This window comes from Floridaenema fluviatile BLCC-F154, assembly GCF_041929135.1.
Taxonomy (GTDB): domain Bacteria; phylum Cyanobacteriota; class Cyanobacteriia; order Cyanobacteriales; family Aerosakkonemataceae; genus Floridanema; species Floridanema fluviatile.
Window position 1 is genome coordinate 20616 of the sequence record NZ_JBHFNS010000050.1, and the last position, 16630, is coordinate 37245.

General features: G+C 39.4%; 20 protein-coding genes. 12 read left to right on the top strand and 8 right to left on the bottom strand.

Annotated features, from left to right (window positions below):
* The first annotated feature begins 733 nt into the window (after positions 1–733).
* The 4 genes from ACE1B6_RS11990 to ACE1B6_RS12005 are packed head-to-tail and all read left to right on the top strand — an operon-like array spanning position 734 to position 2933.
* On the top strand, positions 734–1003 hold the full coding sequence (locus ACE1B6_RS11990; protein WP_413257463.1) for a hypothetical protein: 270 nt from the start codon (positions 734–736) through the stop codon (positions 1001–1003).
* Positions 1004–1034: 31 nt separating this feature from the next.
* Positions 1035–1220 carry a hypothetical protein gene (locus ACE1B6_RS11995; protein WP_413257464.1) on the top strand — a complete coding sequence of 62 codons (186 nt, stop codon included), beginning with the start codon at positions 1035–1037 and terminating at the stop codon, positions 1218–1220.
* 4 nt (positions 1221–1224) lie between these two features.
* A complete protein-coding gene (locus ACE1B6_RS12000; RefSeq protein ID WP_413257465.1) occupies positions 1225–2313 on the top strand; it encodes a zinc-dependent alcohol dehydrogenase in 1089 nt (362 codons plus the stop codon).
* Positions 2314–2345: 32 nt separating this feature from the next.
* Complete coding sequence (locus tag ACE1B6_RS12005) at positions 2346–2933, top strand: hypothetical protein (protein ID WP_413257466.1); 588 nt, start codon at positions 2346–2348, stop codon at positions 2931–2933.
* 120 nt (positions 2934–3053) lie between these two features.
* Here ACE1B6_RS12005 and ACE1B6_RS12010 read toward each other — a convergent pair whose 3' ends face one another.
* The gene (locus tag ACE1B6_RS12010; protein WP_413257467.1) at positions 3054–3401 is read right to left on the bottom strand and encodes a Dethiobiotin synthetase; all 348 of its coding nucleotides are present in this window, start codon (positions 3399–3401) and stop codon (positions 3054–3056) included.
* A 194-nt stretch (positions 3402–3595) separates the two neighbouring features.
* Here ACE1B6_RS12010 and ACE1B6_RS12015 point away from each other — a divergent pair, with 194 nt between their 5' ends.
* Positions 3596–4351 (top strand): COP23 domain-containing protein, encoded by a 756-nt coding sequence (locus tag ACE1B6_RS12015; RefSeq protein WP_413257468.1) that lies wholly within the window; start codon positions 3596–3598, stop codon positions 4349–4351.
* Between the two features lie 113 nt (positions 4352–4464).
* Positions 4465–5280 (top strand): S1 family peptidase, encoded by an 816-nt coding sequence (locus tag ACE1B6_RS12020; RefSeq protein ID WP_413257469.1) that lies wholly within the window; start codon positions 4465–4467, stop codon positions 5278–5280.
* On the opposite strand, the gene ACE1B6_RS12025 is transcribed toward ACE1B6_RS12020, so the two are convergent.
* Entirely contained in the window at positions 5273–5638 is a 366-nt protein-coding gene (locus ACE1B6_RS12025) for a DUF5615 family PIN-like protein (protein WP_413257470.1), read from the bottom strand. The two genes, ACE1B6_RS12020 and ACE1B6_RS12025, sit on opposite strands and share 8 nt — an antisense overlap.
* A 9-nt stretch (positions 5639–5647) precedes the next feature.
* Positions 5648–5971, bottom strand: coding sequence for a DUF433 domain-containing protein (locus tag ACE1B6_RS12030; RefSeq protein ID WP_413257471.1), 324 nt, complete (start codon positions 5969–5971; stop codon positions 5648–5650).
* Positions 5972–6056: 85 nt separating this feature from the next.
* On the opposite strand from ACE1B6_RS12030, the gene ACE1B6_RS12035 reads away from it, so the two are divergent.
* On the top strand, positions 6057–6527 hold the full coding sequence (locus ACE1B6_RS12035; RefSeq protein WP_413257472.1) for a helix-turn-helix domain-containing protein: 471 nt from the start codon (positions 6057–6059) through the stop codon (positions 6525–6527).
* A 32-nt stretch (positions 6528–6559) separates the two neighbouring features.
* Here the strand turns inward: ACE1B6_RS12035 and ACE1B6_RS12040 are convergent, their stop codons facing one another.
* Together ACE1B6_RS12040 and ACE1B6_RS12045 are read right to left on the bottom strand one after the other, a co-directional pair.
* The gene (locus ACE1B6_RS12040) at positions 6560–6745 is read right to left on the bottom strand and encodes a type II toxin-antitoxin system HicA family toxin (RefSeq protein WP_413257473.1); all 186 of its coding nucleotides are present in this window, start codon (positions 6743–6745) and stop codon (positions 6560–6562) included.
* Positions 6745–7044: a type II toxin-antitoxin system HicB family antitoxin gene (locus ACE1B6_RS12045; RefSeq protein ID WP_413257474.1), complete on the bottom strand. Its 300-nt coding sequence runs from the start codon at positions 7042–7044 to the stop codon at positions 6745–6747. Before ACE1B6_RS12045 ends, ACE1B6_RS12040 begins: the two co-directional genes overlap by 1 nt.
* A gap of 449 nt (positions 7045–7493) precedes the next feature.
* Between ACE1B6_RS12045 and ACE1B6_RS12050 the strand changes: the two genes are divergently transcribed.
* Positions 7494–7763: a hypothetical protein gene (locus ACE1B6_RS12050; RefSeq protein ID WP_413257475.1), complete on the top strand. Its 270-nt coding sequence runs from the start codon at positions 7494–7496 to the stop codon at positions 7761–7763.
* Positions 7764–8018: 255 nt separating this feature from the next.
* Here the strand turns inward: ACE1B6_RS12050 and ACE1B6_RS12055 are convergent, their stop codons facing one another.
* Genes ACE1B6_RS12055 through bchH form a run of 3 tightly spaced genes read right to left on the bottom strand, consistent with a single transcriptional unit; the run spans position 8019 to position 12340 of the window.
* Positions 8019–8408, bottom strand: a complete 390-nt coding sequence (locus ACE1B6_RS12055; protein WP_413257476.1) for a type II toxin-antitoxin system VapC family toxin — start codon at positions 8406–8408, stop codon at positions 8019–8021.
* Positions 8405–8644: a DUF2281 domain-containing protein gene (locus ACE1B6_RS12060; RefSeq protein WP_413257477.1), complete on the bottom strand. Its 240-nt coding sequence runs from the start codon at positions 8642–8644 to the stop codon at positions 8405–8407. The genes ACE1B6_RS12055 and ACE1B6_RS12060 overlap by 4 nt, the downstream gene beginning before the upstream one ends.
* Before the next feature lie 15 nt (positions 8645–8659).
* A complete protein-coding gene (gene bchH / locus ACE1B6_RS12065; protein ID WP_413257478.1) occupies positions 8660–12340 on the bottom strand; it encodes a magnesium chelatase subunit H in 3681 nt (1226 codons plus the stop codon).
* A 142-nt stretch (positions 12341–12482) separates the two neighbouring features.
* Here bchH and ACE1B6_RS12070 point away from each other — a divergent pair, with 142 nt between their 5' ends.
* From ACE1B6_RS12070 to ACE1B6_RS12085, 4 genes are all read left to right on the top strand, one after another.
* Positions 12483–13085: a hypothetical protein gene (locus ACE1B6_RS12070; protein ID WP_413257479.1), complete on the top strand. Its 603-nt coding sequence runs from the start codon at positions 12483–12485 to the stop codon at positions 13083–13085.
* 3 nt (positions 13086–13088) lie between these two features.
* A complete protein-coding gene (locus ACE1B6_RS12075) occupies positions 13089–13949 on the top strand; it encodes a cytochrome c biogenesis protein CcdA (protein ID WP_413257480.1) in 861 nt (286 codons plus the stop codon).
* A 261-nt stretch (positions 13950–14210) separates the two neighbouring features.
* A complete protein-coding gene (locus ACE1B6_RS12080; RefSeq protein WP_413257481.1) occupies positions 14211–14771 on the top strand; it encodes a CARDB domain-containing protein in 561 nt (186 codons plus the stop codon).
* A gap of 283 nt (positions 14772–15054) precedes the next feature.
* Entirely contained in the window at positions 15055–16569 is a 1515-nt protein-coding gene (locus ACE1B6_RS12085; RefSeq protein ID WP_413257482.1) for a phytoene desaturase family protein, read from the top strand.
* Positions 16570–16630: the final 61 nt, after the last annotated feature.

The window sequence follows — 16630 nt, forward strand, 5'->3', positions numbered from 1 at the left end:
TGTCTTCCCCCAGGGATGAAATGAATTTTGGATAGCTGAGTATATTAAGAGTCTATATTTTTTGCTTTCTGCTGTAGGAATGCCTCTCTGCCTACAGCAGAATTATTGTTTTTTTGGTTTTTTGTCGATCGCAATTCCCTTTGATTGTACTGATAAAATTAACTGTTTCGCTTTACACTCCCAGAAAGCACTCTGGAAAACTGGTTAAGATGATTTTTATCCCCATTACCCTTATGTTGAGAATCTCTTGAGATCTATAATTTTAATCGAAAAATAAAAAAATCTTTCTCAACTAATTAGTTAATCTTTCTTTAGGTGCAAGTATTCTTATTGTTGTAGCTGCTAGACTTCCTCTTTAGTTAGAGACACAACATTTAATTCTATATCATAAAAAAGCAATTTTGTCAAGTCCATTAAGGCGGAAAATTTTAGATAACATATTATTAGCAACTTTACTAGTATCAACCAAAAGAAAGAAATGCGTAAACATACTTATACCAGAATATCTATTTGTCACGTTACTGGGTAAATACCATGAGGAGCTATGCAAAAATTAGCATTTATGTATAAGTAAACTTACAGAAGAATGTATGGGGATCAATTAAAATCATATCAGAATAAGAGAGTTTACGTAAAGGATCAGCAAACTTTAAATTATCCTAAAGATAGATGGATTCCCTAATTACGGTCTTTTAAACTAAATTAAGTAATCAAATTCTCTGCCGTTCATTGAGTGGTTAGTAAACAAGGAGATGAAGTTGCTCGGATTAATCACATCTTCCTGAAAAAAACAGAAAGAGAAGAAAACTCTTGGTATAACTACACAGTCTCAATAAAAATATGGAGAATTTATTACGATTTTTTGAAAAACTTTAAAAAGCTTAATCTAGGCGGTGAGTTAAGTTATGAAGCGACCAATTCGGAAAATAAATTAGCAGGAATATCACTAAAAATGGTCGGGTTCATTCAATTTCATTTCATCCAGGTTTATCCAGCGATTTAATTAACTAATTTTTTGAAGAGAGGCAAATACAATGAATAGTCGCAGTAATACTTGTCCATTTTGTGGCAGTCCACTGCTGCGCCACGTTCGCCATCAAGGTGTTTATTGGTTTTGCAGCAGTTGCTATCAAGAAGTGCCTTCTCTGACTTCAATGGTGATGCTCCGTCGTGATAAAGTAGGACAGCAGTCGCGTCCGCTCACGGCAGTGGGTTCCTAAAGTTTTGTTAGGTGCGGTACTTTACGGTCAAGAAGACTTACGTTTGGAATCAGTAGCAGATCCCATCCCTGATTCCCAAGAGATCATCATTCAAGTAGGAGTCGCCACAACTTGTGGCACCGACTTGAAAGTATGGCGGAGAGGTGGTCATGCGAAAATGTTGCGACCACCAACTTTATTTGGTCATGAAGCAGCAGGTAAAATTGTTGCGATCGGCAAAGATGTTCGAGGTTGGCAAGTTGGCGATCGCGTAGTCGCCAATAACTCAGCCCCCTGCATGAATTGCTTCTTTTGTCAACGCCAAGAATTTTCCCTCTGTCCAAATTTGACTTGGAATAATGGCACTTTTGCCGAATATTTGAAAATTCCAGCCCAAATTGTTAAACATAATTTATTACCAATTCCCGATGATTTGCCCGATGCTTTGGCATCGATGACTGAACCTCTAGCTTGTGTGTTGCATGGGGTAGCAAGGTCGAATATTAAAAAGGGCGATCGCGTAGTAGTAATTGGAGATGGCGCGATCGGTCTAATGTTCGTCGCAGCGATCGCCCAACAAGGGGAAGATAATTTAATTACCTCTTCCTCCCAGTACCCAGTACCCAGTACCCAGTCCCAAGTTTTCCTCTTCGGTGGCAACGATCGCAGGTTGGAAATCGGCAAAAAATTAGGCGCAACCCAAACATTTAACCATCATCAAATAACCGATATTCCCACAGTAGTTAAAGAACTGACGGAAGGATGGGGTGCAGATGTAGTAATTGAAGCAACGGGAGTTCCGGCAGTTTGGGAAAGTGCGATCGCTTGCGCCCGTCCCGGTGCTACCGTTAACTTATTCGGAGGTTGTCCGCGAGATACCACAATCACAGTTAATACAGAACAACTGCATTACAGCGAACTAACCTTAAAAGGTGTATTTCACAACACACCCAAATATGTCAAAGAAGCACTCGCACTTCTAGCAAGTCGCACCATACCCTTTGAATTACTAATTAGCGAACATCGTCCCTTGAAAGATTTAGAACAGGTGTTTCAAGATATGAAGAATCGCAAGTCGATTAAAGTAGCAATGTTGCCGAATATGCCATCCTAGTGGCAGAGCAAAAATCTATTTTTATCTTGACTATGAAAGCTAAGGGTTTATTAATGTTAGGGTTGGGGATGGCGATCGCTCTTTTTAGCGAAACAGCAAACGCCTTACCAGGGCAAACAACCGCAGAAGTTGCCGCTTGGATCAAAAAAAATCCCACCCTAAGTCCCTATAGCGGACAAACACTCCTAGTACACCGAACCGACACCCCCGCCCAAAGATTCACCTTTGAAGCTTCCGTCTTCGCCCCAGGTTTAGCAACACCATCAGCAGATCCCGGCATAGTTCGCACCGAAAGAATCAACCTCTTTGACATGATTAACGGTGTCAACTTCAACCGTTTACAAGAATCATTACGCAGCATCTACGGTTTAGAGATCTACCAAGACTTTAAACAAGCAAGAGTAATTTACTCTTACCCAAACCCCGCAATGGTACAGCAAGCACGCACCTTAACCTTACCCTTACAAGAAGCACTCAAAGGCGAAATCAGACTAGGATCGCGTTTCGCCTACTGGGTAGAATTTCCCCAACCCCAAGACGGTAAACCAATCATGGGCAAAGTTACCATTCTCCTCAAAAGTGATGTAGACAAATTAGAAGCACAACTCCGCAACCGTTAGGGGCAGAGGGGCAGAGGGGCAGAGGGGCAGAGGGGCAGGGGAGACAAGGGGATAAGGGGATTCTTTAACTCAAAATTCAAAACTCAAAATTCAAAACTCTCCCCACCTCCCCACCTCTGCCTAACTTTGCCAAGTACCGGAAAAGATACCTCTAACGGCGACATCAATCCGGTTTAAATCTTCATTGAGCAAAAAAGGCCACTCTACGCCGTCGCGAAGTCCCTTCTCGTAAAAGTGACGACTCTCGAAACTCAACAAATGCAAGGCATACACCAATTCTTTGTCTAAATTAGGTTCGTCCTTCAAAGCATCGAACACCATTTTTAACGCTAATAATATAGAAGTCACCTGTCCTGGTACTGGTGACTTCCCCTGACTTAGGCGCATCAGAAAATCATCACCATTTCGCTGGGTTTCCAGGGCGGTTCCTTGATTAATCAGGAAATTTCGGGCTGTTTTGTAATCCATTTTCTCGCAATACCTTTCTGACCAAATTTTACCCCCTGAGTGAGAGGGTTTATCCTGATTGGCATTTAAAAATGATTGTAAGTTGGTTGTGAACGCTTCAGCGTTCTAGCACTGAAGTGCTGACAACGAACCAAAAAGAATTTTTTGATTGTGGAACATTCAGCCAAATTAGCAAGTCAAAGAAATCAACATAGATGAATGAAATAGTTACTGGTGTATTTCTCATGAAATTTAAATTATTGACGCAAATTTTTCTATCTACTCTCGCTTTATCTGGTACTTTTGCTATGACAAATCCGGTAAAAGCTCAACAAACAGTACCAGCAGAAAGATTGCCAGAAGGAAGTGTCGTACCTAATCCACAACCGGAAGATTTAACTACTACTTTTGAATGTGTTACTGAAGGTAGAAATTACGCAACAATTGCTCGCAGAGGAGATAGAGTTACTGCACCTTTGATTCTTTGGAGAACTTTTGAGTTTGGTAGTCAATATACTCCAGAAAATCGTTGTCGCATTGTGTCCGATCGCCTAACCAGAGCAGTTTACGACAATGGCGGACGACTAACTAATTTACAACTAACAACTGGCAGAGTCAATAATTTACCTGTAATTTGTTACACTAATGGTGGGCAATATGGTTGTGATTCGAGAAATTTACTTCTCACTTTAGATAGTCGCAACGCTAGCAATCCTAATGCAGCTTTGGAGAATTTATTAAACTTTGGAGTCAGTGGTTCTGGTGTCCCAGTAGTTTCTTTTGCTCCTTCGCAAGGATTTAATCGTCGTCCATCATCTACGCCAAAACGGATTAGTTTGGAAAGAGTTGTTAATGAAGCTTTTGAAGACAAATATGGCGATGATGAAACGCCTGTTGTTCGCCCACAACCGCCAGTTTCTCGCCCCGAAAATCCGTTTTCTCGTCCTCGTCCAGTAGATAATGGAATTTAATTAGGGTTAATGGGAAACCATAGCTAAATACAGATTTACCTGGAAGGTTTTACGCTTTCCAGGTTGGTGATTTTTTGATATCTTAAAAATGTTCTTTAGGGAATTAAACGATCGTGGTGTGGTTGTTATTTTGGTTGGTTTTTCATCAATCTTTAGCTGGGCGCTTGGGTGCGATCGCTTTTCTCCAAACTCCTTTACCCACAGAAATATTACCTGCTAAAACTCTGTCAGCAGCGCAAAACCTAGCAGTAAATAATGTTTCTGTACCGGAAGTAGCAAGGCAAGTTACTGTGAGAATTTTCTCTAATTCTAGTGCTGGTTCTGGAGTGATTATTAACCGTCAAGGGCAAGTTTACACAGTTCTAACTTGCGATCATGTCCTAAATGAAAAAGATAGTAATAATTATACAGTTTTAACTTCTGATGGTCGAACTTATGCCGCTAAAAAGTTAAATTATCCTCAATTTGGAGACAATGATTTAGCAATAGTGCAGTTTACTAGTCCGCAATCTTACCAAGTAGTAGAAATGGGTAATTCTGATGTTTTAGCAATGGGAGAAACGGTATATGCGGCAGGTTTTCCGAATTGGTATTGGATTAATCCGAAAGCAATAGAAAGCACCCGTGATTGGGGAATGAGAGCTTTTCGTTTAACTAGGGGAAATGTGGAAATGATTTCTGGGCGATCGCTCCCCAGAGGATACCAATTAGGTTACACTAACGAAGTAGAAAATGGTATGAGTGGCGGCCCTGTTTTAGATCGAAATGGGCGATTAATTGGGATTAATGGCAGATTGAAATTTCCTCCTCAAGGCATTACCGTTTACAGATTTGCTGATGGTACAATGCCATCAACGGCAGTTTTTCAAAGAATGGAATCTTTAAGTTGGGCAATTCCCATTGGTACTTTCCGGCGATTATTCAGGTAAAATTTGAGGATAATGGCAAGTAATGTATTTGCCCTTCCCATTCATCTTCATTGCTGCATTCTGCTAAGAGGAGGATGTCTGCTATTGTGCGATCGCTTATCTCATCAACGCTAACCACAAATATTCCCGAAGTTGGTAACTCTTGGGCAATTCTTTGCTCAGCAAATTGAGTAATTGTGGTTACGTCATTAGTCAATAAAATGCGCCCTTCCTGACTCGCCCATTGCAATATTTTAGCATCGTCTATTCCCGCCAGACCAATAGCGTGCAGACAGACAATATCCAATTCTGGTTGACGATTTCGTAACTCTTTAATGATGTGGTAATTAAAGTTTTCGTCAGCGACAAATCGCAGCATATTTTATGATTAACTCCGACGTGCTAAAAGGCGATCGCGCACACCCTGATCGGCAAATTTAGCCTCATTTAATTGACGAATTTCCCTAGCTTGTTGTTGCCGTTCTTCTAAATAAGCATCAACATAAGGGCGATATCGTAAATAAAAAACTATTGTCGCATATACATCAATTAATTGCAAAGATGGATATTGATCGGCAATTTCTGACGCAGTTTTCCCTTGATTAAAAGTAGCAACAATAGTATCAAGAGTGACTCGCGTTCCCTTAACTCGTACTACTCGATCGTCACAAATTTCTAGGGGAACAGGTTCATCCGGGAAGGAAATAGGCATAGTATTTAAATTAGAGGGTTTTGTTTTTAGAGTATACTTGCAGTTAAGGTTATAGCTGTGATTTGACTCACAAGTAACAATTATTATGAAATTACCCAAATATCGCATTGACGATCCGATTTTACCTAGTGAATCAGACATTGATCTAGCACAGGTTAGCAGTGAGATTTTAGCGGAATATTTGCAAGGGAAAGAAAAGGAAAGTGCGATCGCCCTAATCGAAGATGAAAATAATGGTAAAGTTGTGGAAATACCTGCATTAGCAATGCAGCTACTCCTAGAAATTTTAGTACATACAGCGAAGGGAAAACCTGTAAAGATTACACCCTATACGAGGGAATTAGAAATCTATCAAGCAGCAGAAATCCTGGGTGTTTCCGATCGCTATCTTTGGAATTTACTAGATTCAGGAGAAATTCCCTATAAGATAGTGAGAAATACTCGCAGAATGCTTTATGAAGATGTAATTAATTATAAAAAACAAATGCGTGCCGAACAAATGAAAGGAATGGATGAGTTGGTTGCTGAGTCGGAAGCGATCGGTTTGTATGATTGAATATGGTAACAAAGTACAAAATTTTAGCCTTTCTAAGGTTGAGGTATTTCTAAATCTTTGCAAATCTTCCTAGCAAGAACGTCAATAATCTCAGTATGCCTGGGAATAGCAGATGTTTTGCGATTCAATGGGTTATAGTAAACGGTATGTTTTTTACCTTCACGAAGAAACAAGCAGCCGTTTAATTCTAAATATTGAATGAGTTCTCTTCGTTTCACTAAATATTCACCTTGATCTGTTCGCGGATTACATCTCTACCAGAAAGTTCTCTTTCAGCTAGTTCGCGGTTAGATATTAGGATTAATTCTATAGCTTCTTGTAAGCTTTCTCTTGCTTCTTCCAAAGTTTTTTCCTGTACATTGGCACCAGATAACTCTTCAACATAACCAATATACCAATCGTCTACTTTTTCAAAGATTGCAGTAAATGTGTTTGACATTGCCGGATGTTTTGCTAAAGTGCGGAAAGGTAAAGACTTCTTGTGTCGCCAGAATAGAGGATTGGGTAGTGTTGGCACTGTGTTTAGGACTTGTCAACTTCCTATTGTTGCCGAAAAGCATCCTTAAAAATACCGCGTATACGCGGTATTTACAATATTGTAACAGTACTATAATATTAACTGTGTGTCGAATCAACACACAACTGACACCCTAGAGGGTGACAAGTGGTTTCAACAGTTTGTTTGTTAGCTAAACCGATTACGTAAAGTCCTAACTGGTACTTAGGGCGTTGTAAAAAGATATAGCGCTTCCTATAGCGTTATCCGATGAAATATAAAGATAAGCAGCGATTTAGCAGGTTTTTAGTGCTAAACCGCTTATTTTTGTTTGTTGACTTTCTATAGATAAGTCTGTAATTGTAATAATAATTGGTTATTCAGATTATTAATAGTAATTCCCTAAGTACCAGTTAGGAAGCTAAGTAATCTGTTTAGCCAACAAACAAACTTAGCAAAAATTATAAATTATGTCCAAACAAAACATTGTTCCAGAATTAAGCATCTTAGCTGAAAATCTGGAATCAATAGCTAAACAAGCTAAAGCGCTTAAGGAGGAAGTAGAGCAATTTTATAGAATCCCAAATGCTGAAGAAACTGATGAAGAACAAATTAAACTTCTAAAGTTTCTAAGGGGAAAAGCTATCGGCATAGCTAAAAGCCAAAATAAACACACTCCTCGGCACGTCAACCAAATGACTAATAGTGAACTTCAAGAGTGGATTTCTCAAAATTCCTAACTTAATTTGTTCTGTGAGTAAACAATAAATTCAATAGCCAAGTTACATAGATTCCAATACTGCTCGGTTAAGGGTAGGGGCGAAGCATTTGGGCGACAATTTATCGCGTCAAACCCTAGATTTTCTGTCCAAATGCTTCGCCCCTCCATGCCAAAAAATGCTTAACCGAGCAGTATTGGATTCTGACTTGGCTATCTCTAATTATATTTCTAGTAGCAATCTGTCATTAGTTGACTTTGCCTAAACTTAAGTCTGTCACCACATTTCTACTAGCAATCCATCAACTTCCTGAAAATGAGCATCACGAGATACAAGAGTTAATTGGTACTGCATAGCAACCGCAGCAATCCAAATATCATTATCAGGTATAGGTCGCCCTTTCAGTCGTAAAAGATTTCTAATTTGCCCATAGTAATTTGCTGTTGCTGTATCGCACATCAGGACATTATTAGTAGTTACAAACTCCTCTATCCGGGCTAAATTTTCTGTTACTCTTCCAGACTTATAAGCACCATAATAAAGTTCACCTATTACGGTACTTGGAACAAAGATAGCTTCAGCTTCCGCGTAGTATTGCTGAACTGGAGCGTCTCCTTGAAGTAAAGCAATGACAATATTTGTATCTAACAGGAATCTACTACTCATTCACACCAACTTTTCAAATCTGCCTGTCCCCAGTTTTCCTCTGCTGCCTCTAACATAATTTTTGCATCTTCATGGGAAATAGTACCTGCAAATTTCAGCAACTCTTTACCTGGTACACCAACCGGGTTTTTCATCGCTAAAAATCGCGCAAAGTCCAGCACTTGCTGTTGTTGTTCGTCACTCAATTTATTAAGTTGAGCTATAAGTTCTTTTTCTACTAATGGATTAATCATCATTCAATTTCCTCCTTATCAAACTGTAACACCTTCCAATTCTTCATCTGTTAAATCATACAAATCCCGCAATTTTTGCAACTTATCTTTACTTGGTTGCCAAAAACCACGCCCATTTGCTTCTAACATTCTGCCGATAATATTGCGGAAAGCTTCGGGATTTGCCTTGCGTAATTTCTCCGCCATTTCTGCATCTAAAGCATAAGTTTCGGCAGCTTGATCGTAAACCCAATCATCAGTAAAATCAGCAGTACCACCCCAACCAATTAACGCTGTCATCCGTTGGGAAATTTCATAAGCACCACCACTACCTTGATCTGCCATTGCTTCTGCCCATTTGGGATTTAATAATTTTGTGCGGTACTCCATTCGCAGCAAATCTTCTAAATTGCGGGGAGTTGTATCTTTAGAAAAACTTTCGACAAAACTCGCACTAACCTTTTTTCCTCGTTGTTTTTCTGCTGCTTTTTTCAATCCGCCAGTGTTAGCGTAATATTCCTGAATGTCAGTTAAACCATATTCAACGGAATCGATTTGTTGCACAACTCTTTCGGTTGTTTGTAGCAATTGATTGAGGATTTCGGTTCGCGCTTCTCCTTTATCTTTTCTACCAAAACTGAAAGCATTTCGCCCTTGCCAAGTGTTTGCTAATTCATCGCCTGTTTCCCAATTTGAAGCAGTAACTTGGTCATTTACTAAAGAACCATAATCACCCGCAGGATTAGAAAATAAGCGTGCAGTGGCATTTTCTACACCTTGTTTTTGCAATGCTAAAGCGTGTTTGCGAATGAAGTTTTGTTCTTCTGGTTCATCAACATCAGCTGCACGTTGAAACAAATCATCTAACAATTCGATAATATTCACAAAACTATCGCGGAAAATACCGGAAAGATTTGCTAATACATCTATTCTAGGATGTCCGACTTCTGCTAATGGTTTTAATTCGTAACGAACAATGCGCCCAGTACCTTCTTTTATTGGTTCAGCACCTATTAATTCTAAGAGAATTCCTAGAGATTCACCTTTAGTTTTAATGGCATCTAATCCCCACAACATTACCGCTATTGTTTCGGGATATTGTCCGTTTTCTTTGAGGTTTTGGGCGATGATTTTTTGACCTATTTCTCGCCCTCTTTCGTAAGCAGCAGGTGAAGGCATTCTGTAAGGATCTAAAGCATGAATATTTCTGCCAGTTGGCAAAACTCCTGCACCATCTCTTAATAAATCACCACCGGGCGCAGGGGGAATATATTCACCATTTAATCCCCGCAATAAGTTAGTTAATTCATCGGTTGTTTGCATCAACAACTCCCGAATTTGATTCATGTCTGTTGTGGGGACTTCAGTCCTCTCCTCCCCAAAATAAGCATTCAAATAAGCTGTCATTTCCTCTTCGTTCGGCGGTTCTCCTAAAACGTGCAAACCGGAAGAAAAGAGGCGATTTTCCAAAACTTGCAGGTATTCGTAAAGTTTCACCAAATAATGATTAAAAACATCAGCACTAAACATTCTGACGTTTTCAGGGGTGAAGGCAATTCCTAATTTTCTTGCTTCTTCTAATGGGCAATCTGCATCTAAACCTGTATCGACAATCTTTTTACAAATTGCTTCTTTAAGAACGTAATTCTTTTGTGGATCTTCCCGATATTCGGAGATTAAATCGCGCAAATTAACTAGTTCTTTGTACAAACCTGCACGCCCATAAGGGGGAACGTTGTGAGAAATTAGTACGCCGTAACCGCGTCGTTTTGCTAACATTGATTCTGAGGGATTGTTAGCAGCATATATATATAGATGTGGCAGGTTTCCTAAGAGAATATCTGACCAAGAATATCCTGTATTTCCTAATGGCGATCCGGGCAACCATTCTACTGTTCCGTGCATTCCGAAATGTACGATCGCATCCCCCTCAAACTCATTCTGCAACCACTTATAAAAAGCTGCATATTGCGGATGTGGCGTTAAATCTTTCTCAAACATTAACCGCATTGGATCGCCGGAAATCCCTAAAGGTGGTTGCACGCCAATCCAAATATTTCCTAATTGAATTCCGCCAATTTGGTATTCATCTTCATAAGTTTTGATTCCAGTCTCAGTGAGAGATTTCCATTGTTTTTCAATGCGATTTGTTAACAGATATCCCAACCATTTTTCTAAAACGCTAACATGAACTTTATTCGCGTGAATAAATTCTTCCCGACTTACTTTTTCGGTATCTGCTTCCTTCACTAAATTAATTAATTCTTCGCCATCTTCGGGAATTTCTCCCACATTATAACCTTGTTCTTTGAGTGCGTTTAGGAAGTTAATTAAACTCTTGGGGACATTTAACAAAGCAGCGGTTCCTACTGCGCCATATCCGGGCGGAAACCCATATAAAATAATGGCGATTTTCCTTTCTGATGCGGGTTTTTGACGTAACTCAATCCATTTTTTCAACCTTCCGGTGAGGCGTTTTACTCTTTCGGGAATCAGGTAAATATCTTCTCCGACTAAACCGCCAAGGGGTACAGGATCGATCGCCCCATCCAACTCAGGAAGCGCATACAAAACTACACTTTGTAACCCCCCAACACCTTGACGAGTCCAAGAATGAATGTCTTGAATTAACAAAGGTGCTGATACAATATAAGGTACATTCTTCGCAGTTAAAATGCGTTTTGCTACCTCTACTTGTCGTCCCGCTTCCATTGAACCAGCAGGCCCACCAACTAACGGAAACCCAATAGTAGAAACAATAGCATCAACTTCTACTGCTTCCTCTGATAAGGAAAGAGTTTCAATTTTTCCCTGCTTTCTTTGGGCGGTTTCATAAGCAGTTGTCATCCAATCTCTAACCGCAACATGACCTTCGACACCATTAATAAAAATGGGTAATGGTATTAATCCTGCTTTTTCAAATTCACGAATTAATTGGGGAATGTAAGGTTGTTTAGTAATAACGTGCTTGCGATAAAGTAGAATTCCTACTGTTGGGGACTGGGAACTGGGGATTGGGGATTGGGGATTGGGTAAATTTTTTATTTTTTGTTGATACCAATCAATATATTGGCGTGGAGATGTGAAATATCCTTGATAATCTGGGTGTAATAAACCCATGTTTGGGGTTTCTATTGGTGGGGGTATTTCGCCAACTTTTAACCCTAAATATTTTTCTGCCAGCGTCCAGAACATTGAAGAAACATTTTCGGTTCCGCCAGCGTTCCAATAACCGTAAATAATTAACCAGTTGCGTAAATCTTGGACTTTTTGTACTGGGACATATTTTAATAATTTTGGGCCAACTTTCAAAAAGCTGATGTAACCTGCTAGTTTGTCTTCTTCTCTTCCGTTGCTGAATTTGTCTAAAATAAATTTAACTGGTTTGGGCATTCCTTTGGGTTTATCCCCAATTTTGAAAGCGCCAACTTGAGTTAAACTCATTAATTCTAAAGCTGACTCGAAAACTAAGCGAATTGGAATGTTTTTAACTCTTTCTTGTAACCATAAAACTTGGTCATAATCAAATAGCAAACTGCCAAAAAAGACATCTGCCCCTTGTAATGCTGCTTCTACTTTATCGGGTTCTGTGGTTAAGGCGCGATCGCTAAACACCCGAATCTCTAACTCAGGACAGCGTGCAACCGCTAACTCCGCAGCTTGGCGGTATAAATTAGCGTTGAAAGATTCAAACCCAGCAATCAGAACAATGCGTTTCATGACTCAAGCTGAAAAAGTTTTTTCATATCTTCGATCATAAATGGATTGTCCGATTAAAACCAAGGAAGAGTCAGCTACATGGGAAATTACTTCCTGATTAGGAAACAAAGCTCAGAAAGATTGGTAAAACAGGTAAACCTGAGTGAAAACTGCTGTAAGCTGGAAAATTAAGCTTGTAACTACTACGGAAAACTTCCGATTTGCCAAACTTATGAAATCAATGACAGTCATGCAACTTATCAAAATTAGCTTGCCAACAGCGATTGTCGCCTCGCTAGCACTTATTTCTAGTTGTTCTTCAACTAATACCTCCCAGAAAGTAGAAGCTCAAACAGCGCCAACTCCTACTCAAACAGTCTCAGCTACAACTAAATCAACTCCCACTAAAAAACCTGCACCTGCGGCAAAACCTGCTAATTCTAATGTAGTTCCAGAAGTTGCTTTGGCGAATCATTTAAAACAGAAAGGTGCGAAAATGTATAGCACTTTTTGGTGTACAACTTGTAATTGGCAAGAGCGACAATTTGGCACGCAAGCAACTCAAATTATTAAAGCAAGTGTGCGTGTTGAATGTGACCCTCGTGGGAAAAATCCTCAAACAGAACTTTGCGACAGAATTGATATTAGAATGTTACCAACTTGGCAAATTAATGGCAAATTATATGAAGGTGCTATGCCTTTAAAAGAACTGGCTAATATTTCTGGTTATCAGGGTCCTCGTAATTTTAAAACTTCAGGAAATTAGTATATGACACTTAACAAATGGTTTACGGGAAAACTCACTAAACCTAAATTTTCCGGTTGGTTATTATTTGGGTTATTGTTTGGGTTGACAGTTCTGGTAATTTTAGCTGGTCAATTTTTCAGTGAAAATAGTTTACCGGAAACGATCGACAATTTTGTTCTAGGAATAGGCGATCGCTATCAGCAATGGTTTAGCGAACAAAACACCAAGAATCCTGTAATTTTATTCTCTCTCTCCTTTGCTGGCGGTTTAATTGCCAGTATTTCTCCTTGTATTCTCTCCTTACTTCCCATCAATCTCAGCTATATAGGAACTCGTGAAATTAACTCACGCTGGGATGCTTTTACCAAAGCCGGAGCATTTGTTTTAGGTGTAGTAACAATGCTCAGTTTATTTGGGATACTATCTTCTTTTGCCACAATTATTTTACTTAAATATCGGGGTTTTGTCCAGGTAACTGTGGGATTGTTCATTATTTTAATGGCACTCTCACTATTAGGAATTATCCGCTTACCCTTGCCGCAAACTAACTTTAATATTCCTCTTTTTGGAGCTTATGGAGTTGGTTTAACCTTCGCTTTAGTTAGTTCTCCTTGCACTAGTCCGATTATGTTTGCGGTGTTAGCTGCTTCCTCTGCTACGGGTTCACAATGGCAAACAACTTTAGCAATGGTTTTTTATGCGCTCGGTTACACAGCAGTAATTTTCTTCGCCAGTTTGTTCGCAGGTTTAGCTAAACAAACTCGCGGTTTATTGCAATATTCCGAAAAAATTACTCACCTTGGTAGCTTGGCTTTAATATTAATTGCTGCATACTATTTAATTGATGGCATTAGTTGGATTGTTTCCACACTCAAAGTTTAATCAGTTAGTTAGGTTGTGCGATCGCTAAACCAGACAAGATTGCTGCCAAAAGGCAAACAGCAGCAATCTTGTTTCTCCATCTTCTGACTAAAGGAGGAAGAGAACTTCCGCCTGTTGAGAGATAATGGAATATGTAGAAGCTTTTAACTAGCAATAACTATCCCCAAAAATGACATTGAAACACAAAAAAGGAAGTAATCCTGTGCTGCTTTGGTTAATTCCTAGTTTAGAAGCAGATACTTCTTGAAATAGGAGGTTAATATGGGTTTTACTATCAAGCTAGCTAGTCTTTTAGGCTTATGGGCTGTAATAGCAAGTCCGGTTATAGCTCAGATTAATATCCCAAGAATTCCTCGATCTACTCCCTTTCCTCGACCTACAATTTATCCTCGACCAATTCCTCTCTCAGGATCCCCGGATTTAATCATTGAAAATTTTAATGTAGGAACTCCCAGACGATCGGGGCAAAGAATTGAAATTCCGGTTACTGTCACAGTTAAAAATAGAGGACAGGCGAGTGCTAATCGTTTTAAATTAGCAATAGACTATACCGCAGAAGATAGAGAATTTGTTGGTAGTTTTAAAGTTCCCGGAGAGTCGAATATGTGGTATCCCTTTACTGATTCGGAACTTGCTGCTGGTGAATCAAAAACCTTCCGGGGAACCTTTATTTTTAACAATAGGCGCGGTATCTCAAGTACAGATTTAACTGCAAAAGCTGACAGTTGTAGCGGTGATGAATTTATGCCTGGATATTGTCGAGTTCAGGAATCAAGCGAAACGAATAATACCAGAACTGTTTCCGGGATTTCCTTACGATAAAGAGACGGAAACTTTCATTCAAAATATCTGAAAAAAAGAGATTGACTAGGTTAATTTTATCGGGCGATCGCTCCCAAATTTAACAGCAAATTAGCTAGTACCTAGAGTGATTGTTATTTCTAAAGGTTGTGATTGTTCGGGAATGAAAGAAAGCCTTGTTTCGTTGCTCGATCGATCGAATTTACTAACCAACAACCAAGCATCAACTCAAAGTTAATTTGTTTTAAGTATATTAAGGAGGTAATTAACCCTGATTTATAATCACTAATTTTTCAGGAGTAAAATGCAGCAACAGCAATTAGATGCGATCGTCATCGGTAGCGGCATTGGCGGGTTAACCGCAGCCGCTTTACTGGCACGTTACGGCAAAAAAGTCCTAATTTGCGAAAGTCACGCCATAGCGGGTGGCGCAGCCCACAGTTTTACCCGCAAAGGTTTTCATTTTGATTCTGGTCCCTCTTTTTATTGTGGTTTAAATAATCCCAAAAGTCTGAACCCGTTAAGGCAAGTTTTAGCGGTTTTAGGTGAATCTTTGCCCACAATTAGTTACGATCCTTTAGGGCATTATCATTTCCCTGAATTCACTTTTCCGGTTTATAGTAACTCGAAACATTACCGAGAGGAATTAGCGAAAATTACGCCGCAAGGTGCAGTTGAATTAGCTAGATTTGAAAAACGTTTGTTATCTCTCTATACAGCTTTAAAAGACATCCCAACTATAGCTTTAAGGGCAGATTTACAAATGATTCCAGTTTTATTGGTCAAATATTTACCTTCTCTATTAAAACTATTGCCCCAATTAGGAATTATTCAAGGTTCTGTTGGTGAGGTGATGAATCAAGAAATAACAGATCCTTGGGTGAGAAGATTAATTGATTTAGAATGTTTCTTACTTTCGGGGTTAAAAGCTGAAGGAACGATCGCCCCAGAAGTCGCTTTTATGTTGGGAGAAAGAAACCATATCGGAGTTGATTATCCTATTGGTGGAAGTGGGGCAATTATTGATGCTTTAGTCAGAGGTTTAGAACGTTGGGGCGGTCAAGTTAAATTAAATGCTCATGTTGAGCAAATACTTTTAGAATCTGGTAAAGTTTGCGGTGTTAAATTGCGAAATGGGGAGGTTATTAAAGCCGGAATTGTGATTTCTAACGCCACGATTTGGGATACTTACAATAAGTTATTGCGTCCTGAAGATTTACCCGCAGATTATCGGCAAAAATCCTTAGAAACTCCTGCGGTTGGTAGCTTTATGCACTTACATTTAGGGATTAAGGCAGCGGGTTTAGAGAATTTAACTGGGCATCATGTTGTTGTTCGCGATAACGAAAAAGATATTACCGAACCGGGTAATACTTGTATGATTTCGATTCCTTCGGTTTGGGACGCAAATTTAGCCCCAGAGGGACATTATGTGGTTCATGCTTATACTTTGGAACCTTTCGAGAATTGGCAGAGGGATACTCATTATTTAAAAAGGAAAAAAGAGCGATCGCAACCCCTATTCACCGCCTTAGAAAAAATCATTCCCGACTTGCAAGAACGGATTGTTTTAGAACTAATTGGTACACCCCTAACTCACAGCTATTACTTACGCCGATATCAGGGAACTTATGGCCCAGCAATTGCCGCAGGTAAAGGCACATTTCCCGGTTTTAATACTCCGATTCCCGGATTATATCGTGTTGGTGACAGCACTTTACCGGGAATTGGTGTTCCTGCTGTTGCTGCTTCCGGTATATTATGCGCCAATACTTTAGTTTCTCCCCAACAAAATGCCGAATTACTAACGAAAATTTAGCGTTAATTGAAGGTAAAATTTGTAGTTTTCAGTTAACATCTGCGAAAAGATAGATTGTTTT